Below are 17,196 nucleotides of genomic sequence, written 5' to 3'. Positions count from 1 at the left end.
GCTGCTATTTTTTTTGTGCCATCATTACCAGATTGCTCACTAAGAATAAGAAAATTGTGCTGAAATTCTTTAAGTTTGTCCTTCCTCCGCTGTTTGCCGGACTCGGCATCGCCTTTTTGGTCGTTTTTTTTAGCCCAAATATGCGTGCAACCTTACTACCCAATGTCCCACTGCCAAGCGCCATGAGTGTTAATCACCTGAGCTTTGCTGATGCAGTACAACGCGCCGCACCTTCGGTTGTAACTATCATTTCTGAAAGCATTTCAAAAGAGCCACGCTACAAACGGCAAAATACCGTGCAAGAACTTGGCTCAGGCGTGATCATGTCAAGTGATGGCTATATTCTAACTAACTATCATGTGATCAATAACGCTGACCAAATTATGGTGCTACTCACTGATGGCCGTCGTTATTTTGATGTGCAGCTGATCGGCTTTGATACCATCACCGACCTAGCATTATTAAAAATTAATGTAGAGCACTTGCCAGTGATCCCGATCAGCGACCGTTTTATACCACGAGTTGGCGATGTCGTCCTTGCAATTGGTAACCCGCTTAATTTAGGACAAACCATCACCCAAGGGATCATCAGTGCAACGGGAAAACAAAAAATTACCGACAGCCCCTACAACAGCCTGTTACAAATGGATGCCGCAATCAATGTTGGCAATTCAGGCGGCGCACTGGTCAATTCTAACGGCGATCTCGTTGGCATCACCTCCGCACAATTTAAAACCCGGGAGAACTTAGATATTCAAGGAATATTCTTTGCAGTTCCTTACTCGTTAGCCAAAGAAGTAATGGATAAACTGATCCGTCATGGACGTGTTGTACGCGGCTATCTAGGTTTCACGGGTACCGCTGTTGATAGCACAGGTAAAGAGGTCAGTGATAACTATACGCCAGTGGCTGGTCTGCGTATAACCAACCTTGATCCATTAGGCCCTGCGTGGCAAGCGGGGATCAAAGAGCAAGACATAGTGGTAAAAATTGCAGGCGAAAATGTCACTAACCCACAAAAGACCTTAAATATTATTGGTAATTCAGAGCCCGGCCATGAAATTGAGTTTGAGCTTTATCGCAATGGTGAAATATTGAAAGTGATGGTTAAAGTGGCAGAGCTTGAGACTAAACTATAAAACCTAGGGCCTAGAAGCTAGGACCTAGGTTCTAGGCTATTAACTACTTCTACGTTTGATATTGGCACCTAATGCACTGAGTTTATCTTCAATGCGTTGATAGCCACGATCAACATGATAGATACGATCAACAACCGTTTCACCCTGCGCTACTATCCCCGTTAAAATCAAACTCGCTGAAGCACGTAAGTCTGTTGCCATCACTTGCGCACCAGTTAGGCTTTTAGTGTCACCACAGATAGCGGTATTGCCTTCTAAACGAATATTAGCACCCATACGCTGTAACTCAGGTACATGCATAAAGCGGTTTTCAAAAATCGTCTCAGTGATTGTCGCACTACCATTAGCAACCACATTTAACGCAGTAAATTGAGCTTGCATATCAGTAGGAAAGCCTGGGTGTGGCATGGTTTTGATATTTACGGCTTTGAGTTCACGGCCGCGCATATCAAGGTAAATGCTGTCGTCGTGTACTTCAATTAACGCATTAGTGGCGCGCAGCTTTTCAATCACAGGCTCTAGGCTGTGAAAATCAGTAAGTTTACACAGCACTTCACCACCCGCCATCGCTGCAGCCACCAAGAAAGTACCGGTTTCAATGCGATCCGGTAAAATACGGTGTTCACAACCATGAAGTTTTTCAACACCTTCAATTTCAATACGGCTGGTGCCCGCACCTGTAATTTTTGCGCCCATAGCGGTTAAGCACACAGCTAAATCAATGATCTCTGGTTCACGAGCGGCATTTTCTAATACAGTTTTACCATCGGCCAAAGTAGCGGCCATCAATAAGTTTTCCGTTGCGCCAACGCTAACCATTTCCATGTATATTTCAGCGCCTTTTAAACGCCCGTCAACCTTGGCATTAATATAACCATTCTCAACACTTATTACCGCGCCCATGCGCTCTAAGCCTTGAATATGAATATCAACAGGACGTGCGCCAATTGCACAGCCTCCAGGCAACGATACTTGCGCTTGACCAAAACGCGCAACCAAAGGCCCTAAAGCTAATACCGATGCACGCATTTGCTTAACAAGTTCATAAGGAGCGAGTGTTTTATCTACTTTGCCACCATCAATAACAAGCTGCTCACCATGCCATTGGGTTTCTGCGCCAAGGGTTTTTAATAACGCTTCAGTAGTCCCAATATCACGTAAACGAGGCACATTGTTAAAGGTACTTTTGCCATCCGCAAGTAAAGCGGCAAAGAGGATGGGCAGCGCAGCATTTTTAGCGCCTGAAATAGTGACTTCACCGGCAAGTCCGGTTCCACCCTGAATTACAAATTGATCCATGAGGAAACCTTTTTATTGAGGTAAAATGAATTTTTGTTCGCGCTTCCACTCAGTCGGTGTAAAGGCTTTAATCGACACCGCATGGATTGTACCATCAGAAATAGTATTCATTAACGGCCCATACACTAGCTGTTGTTTTTTCACACGGCTCAAACCATCAAAGCAATCACCAACTGCGATGACTTCATAATGGCTACCATTGGCTTTTACATGTACTTCAGCTAATTGTAGTTCGTCGCGTAATAGGGTTTCGACCTGGCTCGTTTGCATAACTCTCACTCAAATAGGTTTGTAACCTGTCCCAACTGCATCAATTTTTGCAATTGCTCAGGAATATTTTGCAATTCAAGGTGAATACCTTGCTGCTTTAATTCTGCGAAAGAGTGAATTAACCAAGCTAAGCCCGCCGTGTCAACCCTAGACACCTCAGAAAGGTCAAAATACCATGTTTTATGGTCACTTTGTGGTGTTTTATTCAGAAGTCGTTCAGCAGAAATTGAATTTCGAGTCAATTCACCACTGACTCGAAATTGCTGTTCATTGAGCTGAGTAACCGTCACTTTACTCATTACCGCCTTCGCCTCTAAATTGCACTGGTAACTTACTTTTCTGTTCAAGTAGATTACTTACATGGTCAATGCCTTGTTGGCGTAAAATACCTTGGAATTCACTTTGCTTTGCATCTAATAAGCTAATGCCCTCAGCAACCATGTCATAAGCACGCCATTCGCCATCGCGGTCTTCACGCACTTTAAAATCAATTTTAATTTCTGGCTTACCCGGCTCAACAATTTTTGTTTTTACTAATACTAAATCTTGTCCAGCAAACTCTTTGCTTGGGCCAAACTCTACTTTTTGGTTTGTGTATTGGGTAAACACACCAGCATACGTTGCGATTAAATACTCTTGAAACACATCAATAAAGCGTTTAATGTCTTCAACCGCTTGTTTTTGCTCTGCAGGATCTTTAATTGAACGAACTTTAGAAACATGGCTACCTAACACCCGAAGTGCAGCATATTTATAATCTATATACGGCATTAGCTCTTCTTTTACGATCACCCGTAAATGCTCTTTGTCTTTTTCAATTAAAGGCTGGTCACGCGTAATGCGCTGAAACGTATTATCTGAAACTTGGCGTACCATTTTGTAAGGGTCTTTTAAGTCAACCGGCTCACTTGCAATACTGATAGCGCTGAAAGTAAGCGCCACTATCATTAAAAATTGTTTAAACATAATTATTTACTCGCCGCCTTGATTGAATAAAAACTGCCCGATTAACTCTTCAAGCACCAATGCAGATTTAGTGTCCGTGATATAGTCGCCATCTTTTAAGGCTTTGCTTTCAACACCAAATAGCTCATCTAAACCTAAATCTTTATCATCACTGGTGACTGCTACACCGAAACAAGCTTGCTCAGCCGACTTCGGCGCAATAACAGGGTTAATACCTAGGTACTGCTCACCTAAAATACCTGAGGTCAAAATTGACACTGAGCTGGTGTCTGAAAAACGACATTGATATTGCGCATCAATCGTCATATCAACAACTGGCACAAATTCTTGCGGATGAATTGAAATCGACTCAACTCGACCAACTACAACCCCACCCACTTTGATTGGCGCACGCGCCTTTAACGAACCAATATTTTCAAATTTGGCTTTTAATAAATACGTTTCGCCATTACCGCTGATCCCTGCATTGGCCACTTTTAACGCCAACATTGCAAATGCAGCAATACCTAACGCAACAAAAAAACCAACTAAAATTTCCAATTTCCGTGAATTCATTTTTTATACCTTTATTAGCTGGTAAACATTACCGCTGTCAAAATAAAATCAAACCCTAAAACAGCCAAAGAAGAGTGTACTACCGTCTCTGTTGTTGCTTTACTGATCCCTTCAGAGGTCGGTATACAATCATAACCTTTATAAAGTGCTATCCATGTAACCACGATGGCAAATACAAAACTTTTGATCATGCCATTTAAAATATCTTGCTGGAATGACACCTGCGACTGCATGATTGACCAAAAACTGCCTGTATCAACGCCTAGCCAATCAACGCCAACTAAGTGAGCACCAATAATTGCAACAGCAGAAAATATTAATGCTAACAATGGCATACTGATAAAACCTGCCCAAAAGCGCGGTGCAATAATACGTTTAAGAGGATCAATCGCCATCATTTCAAGGCTAGATAACTGCTCAGTTGCTTTCATTAAACCTATTTCTGCAGTCAACGCACTCCCTGCTCGTCCAGCAAATAATAACGCGGTGACTACCGGCCCTAACTCTCGCAATAAACTCAATGCCACTAACGGCCCTAAGCTGTCTTCTGCCCCATAGCCAACCAGCACAGTGTAGCCCTGTAACGCTAACACCATACCAATAAATAAGCCCGATACCATGATAATCAATAATGACTGCGAACCAACCATATATAATTGACGAACCAGTAACGGGGTACCTTTTCTAAAGTTAGGTAAATGGCATAGCGCGCCAAACAACATTTGTGTCGAACGGCCAAGCGCCGCAAAACGACCTAATGCTTTATGGCCTAACATTTGCAAAAAATCTAACATTAGCGGCGCCCTCCCAGTAACTCTTGCTGGTAAGGTTGCGCAGGGAAATGAAATGGCACAGGGCCATCAGATAACCCTTTTAAGAACTGCTGTACAAGCGGTGACTCATGATGACGCATTTCATCTGGTGTACCGCTACCAATAACGCCTTGCTCTGCAATAATAATAACGTGATCAGCAATACTCATTACTTCGGTTACATCATGGGTGACAATTAGCGATGACAAACCAAGCACTTGGTTAAGTGACTTAATTAATTTAACCAACACCCCCATTGAAATCGGATCTTGGCCTGCAAACGGCTCATCATACATAATTAAATCAGGATCAAGTGCAATAGAACGCGCTAATGCAGCGCGACGCGCCATTCCGCCAGAGAGCTCAGAAGGCATTAAATCCTGAGCGCCACGTAGGCCAACGGCTTGTAGTTTCATGAGCACCACAAGACGGATCAAATCTTCACTGAGACGAGTGTGTTCACGCAGCGGAAAAGCGATATTGTCAAACACCGACATATCGGTAAATAATGCGCCGCTTTGGAATAACATACTCATTTTGGTACGTGCCGCATAAAGCTCTTTACGGGACATGGTAGGAATGTTGTTGCCTTCGAATAAAATAGTACCGCTATCTGGTTTTAATTGGCCACCAATTAAACGCAGCATGGTGGTTTTACCAATTCCGCTTGGTCCCATGATCGCCGTAATTTTCCCTTTAGGGACACTAAAGCTCATATTTTTATATATGCTGCGATTGCCTCGAGAAAAGCTTACATCCTTGATTTCTACTATTGGTTGCGACAAGCCGCTCTCCATTACTATTTTCACTAGTTCCCCTATTTTAAGCGTTTTTACAGCAAGATGGAAAAAACAAATCGTAAAATTTTGTAATATTCTATGTAATAACAGCCAAAACCTTACAGCAGCAGGCTTAACAGGCGCTTAAAAAAATTCTATTAAGCAAAATCAATACAACAAGTTGACCTGATTCTTTTATTTATACTTTCAGGTTCGCTTTTGTTACTATTTGCAGCCATCTCATTTTGAATAATTGGCGTAACATAATGGTGACTTCTTTTGTCATTTTAATTCTCGGGTTTGCAGCTCTTGTGTGGAGTGCAGATCGTTTTGTTTACGGTGCAGCAGCACTGGCAAAAAATTTCGGTGTCCCTACACTTATTGTTGGTTTAACCGTAGTTGCAATGGGCTCGTCAGCGCCTGAAATGATGGTCTCTGCCTCAGCGGCTCTGGCAGGTAAAACCGACACCGCAGTAGGTAATGCGGTAGGATCAAATATCACGAATATTTTGCTTGTTTTAGGTATTACCGCGCTGTTACGTCCACTTTCGGTGTCATCAATGACCCTAAAGCGTGAAATGCCGTTAGTATTATTAGTTTCGATTGCTGCTTGGTATGTGTTTTCCGATAACTACTTTTCATTTGCTGAGGGTGTTGCATTAATTATTGGCTTTGTTGTCTTTATTGCGGGTTTAATTGTTATTTCTATTCGCGCAAAAAACCAAGCTGATGACCCTTTTGTCAGCGAAGCCTGTGAGGACGTCCCAGATAACGTATCAACTAAATCAGCGTTATTTTGGCTCATTATTGGCATGATTGTGTTACCTATTAGCTCGCACTTCTTAGTTGGTTCAGCGGTTGATATTGCCAAATTCTTCGGCTTAAGTGATCTGGTTATCGGCTTAACCATTATTGCCGTTGGTACCAGCTTACCAGAGCTTGCTGCCTGTATTGCTGGAGTATTGAAAAAAGAAGATGATTTAGCACTGGGTAATATCGTCGGCTCTAATATCTTTAACATCTTAGCGGTATTGCCGCTGGCTGGTATTATCAACCCATCAATTATCGATCCATCCGCGGCAAACCGTGATGCATTAATTATGATTGGTGCCACCATAGCATTGATTGCTATGTCTTTGAGTTTTAGAGGCACAAGACGCATAAACCGCGTTGAAGGTGGCCTTTTATTGGTCGCGTTTTTAATCTATCAAGGTTATATTTTCAACCAAGTTGCTTAATGCTACTCAAAAAATGGACAACACATGACGCAGTTAAATTTTATTGAACAAGGTAAGCGGGTACTCGATATCGAGCGCCAAGCACTAACTGAGATAGCCCAATACCTAGACGAAAACTTTAATCAAGCTTGCCAGCTGATATATCAATGTCATGGCAGGATCATTGTTGTTGGCATGGGAAAATCAGGTCATATCGGTAATAAAATTGCAGCAACATTGGCAAGTACAGGTACACCTGCGTTTTTTGTTCATCCCGGTGAAGCAAGCCACGGCGATTTAGGAATGATAACCCGCGATGATGTCGTCATGCTGTTATCAAACTCTGGTGAAACCAGCGAAGTACTGAATATCATTCCAGTAATCAAACGAATTGGCGCAAAAATGATTGCCATTACTGGAAACCCTGCATCGTCAATGGCGAATTGGGCAGATGCCCATGTGTGTACAAAAGTAAGTCAAGAAGCCTGCCCATTAGGACTAGCCCCTACAGCAAGCACTACTGCAATGCTTGCAATGGGTGATGCTATGGCCGTTGCCTTGTTAGAGACCCGCGGCTTTACCGCCGACGACTTTGCATTATCGCACCCAGGTGGCAGCTTAGGTAAACGCCTACTGCTATGCTTAAAAGATATTATGCACACGGGGACTGCAACACCTATCATTAATGATAAACAATGTATTAAAGATGCATTAATTGAAATGTCAGCCAAAGGATTAGGGATGACCGCCATTGTTGATGATAGCAACCAACTTGCAGGATTATTTACTGATGGTGACTTACGCCGCATTTTAGAGCAGCGGGTTGATATTCATAGCACCTTAATCAGCGAAGTAATGACCCGCTCTTGTACTACAGCAAGCGCTGATATGTTGGCAGCAGAGGCACTCAATATTATGGAAAATAAGCGTATCAACGGCTTAATTGTGATTGACGATAATCAACACCCTATTGGTGCACTCAACATGCAAGACTTGCTCAAAGCAGGAGTTTTATAATGCAGTTTGCTGATTTATACCAGCCGCTTAGTGATGATGCCCGTAGTCGCGCGCAAAAAGTTAAACTGCTTATTTGCGACATCGATGGTGTATTTTCAGATGGCCGTATTTACTTAGGTAATCATGGTGAAGAACTCAAAGCCTTTAATACTAAAGATGGCTTTGGCATTAAAGCCTTAATCAACAGTGGCTTTGAAGTGGCAGTGATCACTGGCCGTCATTCACAGATAGTTCAGCAACGAATGACTAGCCTGACTGTAGCGCATATTTATCAAGGTCAAGAAAACAAGTTGCAAGCTTATCAACAGCTCAAAAATAAATTGCAGTTAACAGATGAGCAAATAGCCTATATAGGTGACGATGGACCAGATATGCCGGTTATGGAATTAGTCGGTTTTGCTGTAGCAGTGAATGATGCACACCCGCTCATAAAACGCATCTCGCATTATACAACCATGCTACCAGGTGGTTTTGGTGCAGTGCGTGAGCTCACTGATTTATTGATGCTTGAAAATGGTAAGTCACTAACAAGCGAAGGGACTAGCTCATGAATAGTGCGCGTTTAATATTATGCGTATTGTTCGTCGCTTGCATGGTGTGGTTGTGGTTTCCCTATTTTAATCAGCCAACAAATGCACCACAAAACCAAGAAGATATAATAGCAAAACCCGATTACACTGCCGTAGCATTAAAACAAACAGCATTTGATGAACAAGGTAAAATTAGCCACAAAGTAACCGCTGCAAAAATGGAGCTCTATCAACAGTTAGGCTTCACTTACTTTGAGCAACCTATTTTTACTTTATATAATCAACAACAAACGTGGCAAATTAATGCAAACGAAGCCACTTTATATGAAAACCATCAATTAATTTTAGAAGGCAATGTGGTGGCTAAAAACCTGACCAACAATGCCATGATTGAGCACATCAATGCAGATAACATTCAGGTTGATATTGAACTACAAACCATGAGCTCTGAACAACCTGTAGAATTGATTGGGCCAAATTTAAAGATCACTGGGCGCGGCCTCAATGCCGACTTAAAAGCCGAAGTGGTAGAACTAATTAACCATACGCGAACCATATATTATGACCAATAAATTTGCTCACTTGCTTGTTATACCAAGCTTATTCATGGCCTTTGCAAGCTTTGCTGAGACTAATTTACCACCTGCGGACCAAGTATCGATCAGTGCAGACAAACAACTTGCCCAGTTAAAAGATAACATCGGTATTTTTGAAAACAACGTTGAAATTATTCATGGTAACCGCCGTATTAAAGCTGATCGCCTTGAAGTACACAAACGTGAAGACTTAGGCGACAATAAACAACTGCTTGTAGCCACAGGAAGTCCAGCTTATTTTGAAGAAAAACAAGCTGATGGCACAATTATGAGCGCCAGCGCTAAAGAGGTTCGTTACGACGTTGCCAAGCGCTACTTAACCTTAATTGGCGATGCGCAGGTTACTCAAGCAGGGCAAAAAATTAATGCTAAAAGCATTACCTACGACATGGACCAACAGCTTATCAGCGCCGAAAAAGGCGAAAGCTCAAATGATCGCGTGCACACTATTTTAGTACCGGTAAGTAACAAAAAAGACAAATCTAAAGGCCAGCCATGAGTACATTAAAAGCTGAATTTTTAGCTAAAAGCTACAAAGGTCGCCAAGTTGTCAAAAGTGTAGGCTTAGAAGTTACCGCCGGCAGCATTGTTGGCTTACTGGGCCCAAATGGTGCGGGTAAAACCACAACCTTTTATATGATTGTAGGCTTAGTGCCTAGCGACAAAGGCAAGATCAGTATAGATGACAACGACATCACCTTACTGCCAATGCATAGTCGCGCTCGCTTGGGGATTGGTTACTTACCGCAAGAGTCATCAATTTTTCGTAAATTGACTGTTTATCAAAATTTGATGGCTATTTTAGAGACCCGAAAAGACCTTAAAAAACAAGCAAGAGAAGAAGCTCTTGACAGCTTACTTGATGAATTTAGCATTCAACATATTCGCGACAGCCAAGGTATGGCCCTATCTGGCGGTGAACGTCGTCGTGTTGAAATTGCCCGTGCATTAGCCGCAGACCCAAAATTTATCTTGTTAGATGAGCCTTTTGCTGGTGTTGATCCAATTTCAGTGTTAGATATAAAGAAGATTATTGAACACCTTAAAAACCGTGGTATTGGCGTGCTTATCACCGACCATAATGTACGAGAAACTCTTGATGTTTGTGAAAAAGCCTACATAGTTTCTCATGGGGAGTTAATTGCATCAGGCACACCTGAGCATGTACTCGCCGACCAAACAGTTCGCGATGTTTACCTAGGTGAGCAATTTAGGCTATAAAGCCACACTTGGCTAAGCATCTGCTAAACTTAACAATGACAACAATAAAAGGATTGTTAGAGATACATGAGGCAATCACTCCAGCTGCGCATGGGCCAGCAACTTACAATGACACCGCAACTGCAACAAGCTATCCGCTTATTGCAGCTCAGCACATTGGATCTGCAGCAAGAAATTCAAGAAGCGTTAGATAGCAATCCGTTACTAGAGCTAGAAGAGCATGAGTATTCAGACGACACGGCGGGCAAGAATGAGCAAAAGCAAGATAACGACGACTTAACCGTTAGCGCCTCAGCAGATGACAAGCCCAGCGAATACGAACAAGAAAGCAGCGAAGCACTCACCAAAGAAACACTCAGTGATGAAATGGCGATGGATGTCACATGGGATGAGTACATGAGCGCTGCACCAAATAGCTCAGCAGGCCCAATGCCAGAGGACGAATCTATATATCAAGGCGCCTCAACAGAAACCTTGCATGAATATTTAATGTGGCAGCTACAGCTAACTCCATTTAGCCCTACAGATGAAGCAATAGCCATTGCAATTGTTGAGGCCATTGATGACTCAGGTATTTTAACGCTTAGCTGTGAAGACATTGTAGAGAGCTTAAATCAAGGCAACAACGAAGAAGAAATCGAACTTGACGAAGTACAAGCGGTTTTAAAACGTATCCAATTATTTGACCCTGTAGGCATCGCGGCTCGCAGTCTACAAGAGTGTTTATGTATTCAGCTAAATCAATTTGATCCGGCAACCCCTTGGATTAATGAGACAAAAATGATTTTAACTGATCATATCGATTTATTAGCTAGTCGCGACTATCGCACTTTGATGAAAAAGACTAAGCTTAAGGAAGATGAACTAAAAGAAGTGATGACTCTGATCCACAGCCTAAATCCAAAGCCTGCGGATACCATAGTACGAGAAGAGTCAGAATACGTTATTCCTGACGTATCAGTGAAAAAAATTAAAGGCCGCTGGGTGGTTGAACTTAATCCAGACAGCATGCCAAAAATCAGAGTGAACAGCCAATATGCAGCTATGTCGCGCTCAGTAAAGTCGAGCACTGATAGTCAGTTTATTCGTTCGCATCTGCAAGAAGCTAAATGGTTTATAAAAAGCCTAGAAAGTCGCAATGACACATTGCTCAAAGTAACCAATTGCATCGTAAAACAGCAGCAAGGTTTCTTTGAACATGGCCCTGAAGCCATGCGACCTATGGTACTCAATGACGTTGCTGAAATGGTAGAGATGCATGAGTCAACAATTTCTCGTGTAACTACCCAAAAATACATGCATACCCCGCGTGGTATTTTTGAGTTAAAGTATTTTTTCTCAAGCCATGTTAGCACTGAAAATGGCGGCGAATGCTCATCGACAGCTATTCGCGCACTAATCAAAAAACTGATTAGCGCAGAAAACTCAGCGAAACCATTGAGTGATAGTAAAATTGCAGATATATTGGCAGAGCAAGGTATCAAAGTAGCTAGACGGACTATTGCAAAATACCGCGAGTCACTGGCTATTCCACCGTCAAATCAAAGAAAGAGTTTGATTTAAGGCGTAAAATCAAAAAAGGAAAATGCTTATGCAACTAAATTTAACTGGTCGTCACGTAGAAATTACTGATTCATTAAGAGACTATGTAAACAATAAGTTTGCGAAGCTTGAGAGGCATTTTGATCACATCAACAATGTCCATGTTATTCTTGACGTAGAAAAGCTAAGCCAAAAAGCAGAAGCCACCATCCATGTCAGTGGTGCTGAGTTATTTGCTTCAACTGAACATCAAGACATGTATGCAGCCATTGACGGACTAATCGACAAGCTCGACCGTCAAGTAATCAAACACAAAGAGAAGCACGCTCGACACTAACACTATGAAATTAAGCTCACTTATTTGCCAGGACTGCAGTAAAACTGCGGTCCTTTTTAATAGCAAAAAACGGATCATTGAATTTATCAGCCAATTGGCTCATGAACAACTTCCTCAGCTATCACAACAAGAAATCCTCGATGCATTACTCGCTAGAGAAAAACTAGGTAGTACTGGTATTGGTCGTGGCATTGCCATTCCTCATGGTCGAATGAGTGGTATTGAAAATCCACTAGCAATCATTTTAGTGAGCGAAACGCCTATTAATTTTGACGCAATTGATAATCGCCCTGTGGATCTGTTTGTCGCTCTCATCGTACCAGAGGGTGATAGTCAACTTCATTTAAAGACGTTAGCCACAATTGCTGATAAACTTAACGACAAAGATTTTTGTAAACAACTACGTAGCGCGAAAACAGATCAAGATTTATATCACGTTATTGTTGAGCAATCGTAAGTCATACCTCTTGCGTTAGTGATCTATTATGGCGGTACAAAGTAGTTCAATAACAAGGAAAAATTATGACAGGTAGTTATTCTGTACACATAATTTTTAATAACGTTAATGAGTTATTTAACCAGCTAGAGTGATCATGTTTTTAATAAAATTGCTATTAAGTGAAGGAGAGTTTACATGGAGTTAATCATCATCAGTGGGCGCTCTGGCTCAGGTAAATCGGTTGCCCTGCGTGTAGTTGAAGATCTTGGTTATTATTGTGTCGATAATATCCCTGTAAACTTACTGCCTTCATTAGTTCGTAGTGTCTCTGATAATTACGACAAAATTGCTGTTAGTATTGATGTTCGTAACTTACCCAAAGAACAAGAAGAATTTAACGACATTCTTGAGTACTTACCCGGCTTTGCCAATCCAACATTATTTTATTTAGATTGTGATGATCAAACACTGATCAAACGTTTTTCTGAAACGCGCCGTTTGCATCCACTTTCTTTAGATTCATTGCCGCTTGATTTAGCCATCAAACAAGAAAAAGTATTACTTGATGTGTTAACAACACGTGCTGACTTTATGTTAGATACCACTGATCTAAGTGTCCATCAACTTGCCGAGACGATTCGCGAAAAGATTTTAGGTAAAAAAGATAAAAAGCTAATTATCACCTTTGAATCGTTTGGCTTTAAACATGGTATTCCAAAAGAAGCGGATTATGTATTTGACGCGCGCTTTTTACCTAACCCGCATTGGGAGCCTGAGCTAAAGCCACTGACAGGTCTTGATCAACCAGTTAAAGATTACTTAGCCAGCCACAGTATTGTGCAAAAATTCACTTGGCAGATCCAAACCTTTGTACAAACCTGGTTACCGCACTTAGAACGTAATAACCGCAGTTATTTAACCATTGCAATCGGCTGCACAGGTGGCCAACATCGTTCGGTTTATTTAGCGCAAACCATTGGCGAAAGCTTTTCAATGAGCCACAGCAATGTAAAAATTCGCCATCGCGAGCAAGAATAACAACCACTGTTACAGTAAGGAATGTGGATGCGCTTAGAAGATACATTTTTAATAAAAAACAAACTTGGATTACATGCCCGCGCAGCCAGTGTATTAGCACAGTTAGCCGTGCAGTTTGATGCCAGTATCACACTTCACCAAGATGACAAACAAGCCGCTGGCGACAGTGTTCTAGGCCTAATGTTATTAGAAAGCAGCCAAGGTAAAGAAGTTAAAGTTGTGTGTGAAGGGCCCGATGCCGAACTCGCACTTGCTGCTATTGGAGAGCTGATTGCGCACCGCTTTAACGAGCAAGAATAGTCCATAGTCAGCACAATAAAATTACGTTAAACTTAATAAGCTACTGGTCAACGCAACCAGTGTAATTATCAAAGTTTCATCCCACCAATTAAATGTATTTATTATTTAAGGACGCCAATGCCAGAAGCTTTTGAACAAGATTACCCACTACAACAACTAAAGCAAGTGACCAAGTCACTTAACAGTGGTCAATTTGTTCAAGTAAGGCGTATGTTGGCAAAAACAGCTCCCTGTGACACAGCTTTACTACTAGAATCATCGCCGCATAAAATTCGTACCTTGCTCTGGCAACTGGTAGATCCAGATGTACAAGGTGATGTACTCGAAGAGCTTTCTGAAGATGTTCGCCTAGGGATCATTGCCCAAATGGCGCCAGAGCATATTGCTGCGGCGACCGAAGACATGAGTCACGATGACTTAGGGGAAGTATTACGTAGCTTACCTGACACAGTCTACCAAGACGTTGTCAGCGCCATGGATAGCCAAGACCGTGAGCGGGCAACTCAAGCGCTTTCCTATCAAGAGCGCTCAGCTGGCGCATTGATGAATACCGATACGGTCACTATTCGTCCCGATGTCACTATTGACGTGGTACTGCGCTACTTACGCTTACGTGGCGAACTGCCTGAAGGCACTGATGACCTTTATGTGGTTGATAAACACAACTGCTTTTTAGGCGCAATGTCGCTCACCACGCTACTCACCAACTCGCCGGATAAAGTTATTCGCGAATTAATGGACGAAGATTGTGAATCAATCCCTATTTCCATGGATGAAAGTGAAGTAGCCCAATTGTTCGAACGCCATAACTGGATATCTGCACCTGTTGTTGATGATAACGACCACCTGCTGGGCCGGATCACCATCGATGATATCGTTGACGTTATCCGTGAAGATGCAGAGCACAGCTTATTGAGCTTAGCGGGTCTTGACGACGAAGAAGATACCTTCGCCCCAGTATTAAAAAGTTCGAAAAAGCGCTCAGTATGGCTTGGCGTTAACTTATTAACCGCGTTGCTCGCTGCAATTGTAGCAAGCTTCTTTGAAAACACCTTAGCGATTCTACCGATCCTAGCTGTACTCAACGGGATTGTGCCCTCAATGGGTGGCGTAGCTGGTAGCCAAACACTTACTCTAGTGATCCGTGGTATCGCTGTAGGTCATATTAACCAAACTAACCAACGCTTTTTACTAATGAAAGAGCTCGCGATCGGCGCTATAAACGGCATGGTATGGTCAATTTTAATAGCAGGTGTAGTCGCACTATGGCAGTGGGACTTTAAACTCGGCGGCGTACTCGCCTTTGCCATGTTTATGAATTTAGTCGCAGCAGGCGTCGCCGGCGCAAGTATCCCACTACTGTTAAAGAAAATGAAAATAGACCCTGCACTAGCTGGTAGTGTAGTGTTGACTACTGTAACTGATATTGTAGGCATTTTTGCCTTTCTCGGCACCGCAACTTGGTTGTTAGTCTAGATAGGAATAGAGGTTCTAGAAGCTAGGTTTTAGGCCCTAGTATCTAGTCGCTTCCCTAGAACCTAGCGCCTTTTAAGCGCGGCATAAAGCCGCGCCTACAATAAACCCAAACATCGGTGCAAACCTGTAGCCGCGAGCTTACCTCGCGCAGGTTTATACTCACCACCGAAAATAAAAGTCACGGGCTACGCATCCTAGCACCTTTTACTTTACACCTTCGCGGCTAAAGCCAGCTCCGACAAAAACCACTTTTTACACAAAGAGAAGACAATGAGAGTAAATGAGAAGACATACCCATTTATATCTTTCTCTTAAGCGCAGCGCCTCTTAACCTCTTTGTGAATAAATCACTTAAATCTTTCTCTCGGGATACCCGAGCCTACAAACAATTTTTACCACAAAGAGCAGCGAGGCGCTTCGCTACACAGAGAAAAAGCAGCGGGTAACGGCTGCGGGCTACGAATCCTAGCCCCTAGTCACTTCCCTAAAGCCTAGCGCCTTTTAATAACTTTTACCTTACACCTTTAGTGGCTAAAGCCGACCGCTTATAGCTTATATGATACTAATTTAGTTTTGAGATATTCTATGGGAAGGTTATAAGTGCATGCTCTGCGTTTAAAAGTAGCATGCACTTATAATTTTTCGGTATTTAACATCCTAGTAAATTCCTTATAATTTAAAGCCCGCTCCTTGTTGCTTTGGCTTCACTCCTTGTTGCCTTATCCATTAACTGCTTCCATTGCTGTGCCGTCCACAGTGGCGTAACACTGACTGTTCTTCCTTGTTGGTTTTTCCTTAATATGTTGTCCATAATATTTCTCCTTGCCATAAGGCTGCCCATCCTTGTTTTATTGAACATTGCGCGCTTAACGCCTAGCAATTATATAAATTGCATGAATTAAGCCTGGAATATACCCCAGCAATGTTAACAAAATATTAATCCAAAACTGTATCCCTAAGCCCACTTGTAAAAAAACACCCAGTGGCGGGATCAATACTGAAAATATAATACGAATTAAGTCCATATTGTTTACTCCATAAGAAAGCCCAGCCTAGCTGGGCATTCTTGACTTATAGATTATTCAGCGACGATTGTTAACTCATCAATCACATCACGAACATCTTCAGCATTTTTGGCAATTTTCACCGCAAGCTGTTTTTCAGCTTCAGATTCAACAGTACCTTTGAGTGTAACTACACCTTTATCGGTATCAACGTCGATATCAGTACCACCTACTTCAGAGTTGAACAAGAAACGAGTTGTGATAACAGTACTGATTTTAGCGTCAGTTAAGTCACTTTCAGTGCTATCAGATTTCATTTTCTTGTTTTTGGCTTCGACATTTTTAACAACCGTTAATTCGTTATCAACATCAGTTACGCCATCAAGGCTTAATACAAGCTCTTCGGCTAGCTCTTTATCAAGCTCACTTTCAACTTTACCAGTGAGTACAACTTTGCCATTTTTTACATCAGTGTTAATGTCAAAATTGTTTAAGTTAGTGTTCATTAGAAGAACTGTTTCTGCCTTACCATCAATCCAAGCATCTTTACTTTCATTTTCCCAGCTACTTGCTTGAGCACCCATTGCTGTTGTACCAAGAACTAACGCTGCAATAATAGATTTGTTAAATGTTTTCATAATCTTTCTCCTTTTGATTAA

Annotated in this window: 22 protein-coding genes; 13 read left to right on the top strand and 9 right to left on the bottom strand. The window is 42.1% G+C overall.

Going from position 1 to position 17,196, the window contains the following annotated elements; genetic code table 11:
• The first annotated feature begins 56 nt into the window (after positions 1 to 56).
• Positions 57 to 1,139: a trypsin-like peptidase domain-containing protein gene (locus tag KAN5_RS16560; protein WP_016710059.1), complete on the top strand. Its 1,083-nt coding sequence runs from the start codon at positions 57 to 59 to the stop codon at positions 1,137 to 1,139.
• Between the two features lie 39 nt (positions 1,140 to 1,178).
• Here KAN5_RS16560 and murA read toward each other — a convergent pair whose 3' ends face one another.
• From murA to mlaF, 7 genes are read right to left on the bottom strand one after another with little or no spacing between them, the layout of a single operon-like run.
• Positions 1,179 to 2,438 (bottom strand): UDP-N-acetylglucosamine 1-carboxyvinyltransferase, encoded by a 1,260-nt coding sequence (gene murA / locus KAN5_RS16555; protein WP_016710060.1) that lies wholly within the window; start codon positions 2,436 to 2,438, stop codon positions 1,179 to 1,181.
• A gap of 12 nt (positions 2,439 to 2,450) precedes the next feature.
• Entirely contained in the window at positions 2,451 to 2,708 is a 258-nt protein-coding gene (locus KAN5_RS16550) for a BolA family protein (RefSeq protein ID WP_016710061.1), read from the bottom strand.
• 5 nt (positions 2,709 to 2,713) lie between these two features.
• Complete coding sequence (locus KAN5_RS16545; protein WP_016710062.1) at positions 2,714 to 3,007, bottom strand: STAS domain-containing protein; 294 nt, start codon at positions 3,005 to 3,007, stop codon at positions 2,714 to 2,716.
• A complete protein-coding gene (locus KAN5_RS16540) occupies positions 3,000 to 3,674 on the bottom strand; it encodes an ABC transporter substrate-binding protein (protein WP_138555742.1) in 675 nt (224 codons plus the stop codon). The genes KAN5_RS16545 and KAN5_RS16540 overlap by 8 nt, the downstream gene beginning before the upstream one ends.
• Before the next feature lie 6 nt (positions 3,675 to 3,680).
• Entirely contained in the window at positions 3,681 to 4,229 is a 549-nt protein-coding gene (gene mlaD / locus KAN5_RS16535; protein WP_016710064.1) for an outer membrane lipid asymmetry maintenance protein MlaD, read from the bottom strand.
• Positions 4,230 to 4,243: 14 nt separating this feature from the next.
• Positions 4,244 to 5,023, bottom strand: a complete 780-nt coding sequence (mlaE, locus tag KAN5_RS16530) for a lipid asymmetry maintenance ABC transporter permease subunit MlaE (RefSeq protein ID WP_016710065.1) — start codon at positions 5,021 to 5,023, stop codon at positions 4,244 to 4,246.
• A complete protein-coding gene (gene mlaF, locus KAN5_RS16525; protein WP_016710066.1) occupies positions 5,023 to 5,838 on the bottom strand; it encodes a phospholipid ABC transporter ATP-binding protein MlaF in 816 nt (271 codons plus the stop codon). Before mlaF ends, mlaE begins: the two co-directional genes overlap by 1 nt.
• 248 nt (positions 5,839 to 6,086) lie before the next feature.
• Here mlaF and KAN5_RS16520 point away from each other — a divergent pair, with 248 nt between their 5' ends.
• From KAN5_RS16520 to mgtE, 12 genes are all read left to right on the top strand, one after another.
• Positions 6,087 to 7,058: a calcium/sodium antiporter gene (locus KAN5_RS16520; RefSeq protein ID WP_138555743.1), complete on the top strand. Its 972-nt coding sequence runs from the start codon at positions 6,087 to 6,089 to the stop codon at positions 7,056 to 7,058.
• A gap of 24 nt (positions 7,059 to 7,082) precedes the next feature.
• Positions 7,083 to 8,054, top strand: a complete 972-nt coding sequence (locus KAN5_RS16515; protein ID WP_016710068.1) for a KpsF/GutQ family sugar-phosphate isomerase — start codon at positions 7,083 to 7,085, stop codon at positions 8,052 to 8,054.
• Entirely contained in the window at positions 8,054 to 8,605 is a 552-nt protein-coding gene (gene kdsC, locus KAN5_RS16510) for a 3-deoxy-manno-octulosonate-8-phosphatase KdsC (protein WP_138555744.1), read from the top strand. Before KAN5_RS16515 ends, kdsC begins: the two co-directional genes overlap by 1 nt.
• Complete coding sequence (gene lptC, locus KAN5_RS16505) at positions 8,602 to 9,156, top strand: LPS export ABC transporter periplasmic protein LptC (protein WP_016710070.1); 555 nt, start codon at positions 8,602 to 8,604, stop codon at positions 9,154 to 9,156. Before kdsC ends, lptC begins: the two co-directional genes overlap by 4 nt.
• Positions 9,146 to 9,679: a lipopolysaccharide transport periplasmic protein LptA gene (gene lptA / locus KAN5_RS16500; protein ID WP_016710071.1), complete on the top strand. Its 534-nt coding sequence runs from the start codon at positions 9,146 to 9,148 to the stop codon at positions 9,677 to 9,679. Before lptC ends, lptA begins: the two co-directional genes overlap by 11 nt.
• Positions 9,676 to 10,401, top strand: a complete 726-nt coding sequence (gene lptB, locus KAN5_RS16495) for an LPS export ABC transporter ATP-binding protein (RefSeq protein ID WP_016710072.1) — start codon at positions 9,676 to 9,678, stop codon at positions 10,399 to 10,401. The genes lptA and lptB overlap by 4 nt, the downstream gene beginning before the upstream one ends.
• A 66-nt stretch (positions 10,402 to 10,467) precedes the next feature.
• Positions 10,468 to 11,964, top strand: coding sequence for an RNA polymerase factor sigma-54 (locus KAN5_RS16490; RefSeq protein ID WP_016710073.1), 1,497 nt, complete (start codon positions 10,468 to 10,470; stop codon positions 11,962 to 11,964).
• Between the two features lie 28 nt (positions 11,965 to 11,992).
• Positions 11,993 to 12,280, top strand: a complete 288-nt coding sequence (hpf, locus tag KAN5_RS16485; protein WP_016710074.1) for a ribosome hibernation promoting factor — start codon at positions 11,993 to 11,995, stop codon at positions 12,278 to 12,280.
• A gap of 4 nt (positions 12,281 to 12,284) precedes the next feature.
• Complete coding sequence (gene ptsN / locus KAN5_RS16480) at positions 12,285 to 12,737, top strand: PTS IIA-like nitrogen regulatory protein PtsN (protein ID WP_016710075.1); 453 nt, start codon at positions 12,285 to 12,287, stop codon at positions 12,735 to 12,737.
• 177 nt (positions 12,738 to 12,914) lie between these two features.
• Positions 12,915 to 13,757, top strand: coding sequence for an RNase adapter RapZ (rapZ, locus tag KAN5_RS16475; protein WP_016710076.1), 843 nt, complete (start codon positions 12,915 to 12,917; stop codon positions 13,755 to 13,757).
• 27 nt (positions 13,758 to 13,784) lie between these two features.
• Positions 13,785 to 14,057, top strand: a complete 273-nt coding sequence (locus KAN5_RS16470) for an HPr family phosphocarrier protein (protein WP_016710077.1) — start codon at positions 13,785 to 13,787, stop codon at positions 14,055 to 14,057.
• 117 nt (positions 14,058 to 14,174) lie between these two features.
• Positions 14,175 to 15,533: a magnesium transporter gene (gene mgtE / locus KAN5_RS16465; protein WP_016710078.1), complete on the top strand. Its 1,359-nt coding sequence runs from the start codon at positions 14,175 to 14,177 to the stop codon at positions 15,531 to 15,533.
• Positions 15,534 to 16,399: 866 nt separating this feature from the next.
• Here mgtE and KAN5_RS16460 read toward each other — a convergent pair.
• Both KAN5_RS16460 and KAN5_RS16455 read right to left on the bottom strand, forming a co-directional pair.
• Positions 16,400 to 16,558 carry a YqaE/Pmp3 family membrane protein gene (locus tag KAN5_RS16460; RefSeq protein ID WP_016710088.1) on the bottom strand — a complete coding sequence of 53 codons (159 nt, stop codon included), beginning with the start codon at positions 16,556 to 16,558 and terminating at the stop codon, positions 16,400 to 16,402.
• A gap of 53 nt (positions 16,559 to 16,611) precedes the next feature.
• A complete protein-coding gene (locus tag KAN5_RS16455) occupies positions 16,612 to 17,175 on the bottom strand; it encodes a BON domain-containing protein (RefSeq protein WP_016710089.1) in 564 nt (187 codons plus the stop codon).
• Positions 17,176 to 17,196: the final 21 nt, after the last annotated feature.

Origin of the sequence: Pseudoalteromonas sp. KAN5, assembly GCF_022846535.1 — a bacterium.
GTDB classification, from domain to species: domain Bacteria; phylum Pseudomonadota; class Gammaproteobacteria; order Enterobacterales; family Alteromonadaceae; genus Pseudoalteromonas; species Pseudoalteromonas haloplanktis.
This window is presented reverse-complemented; position numbering and strand designations above follow the sequence as displayed.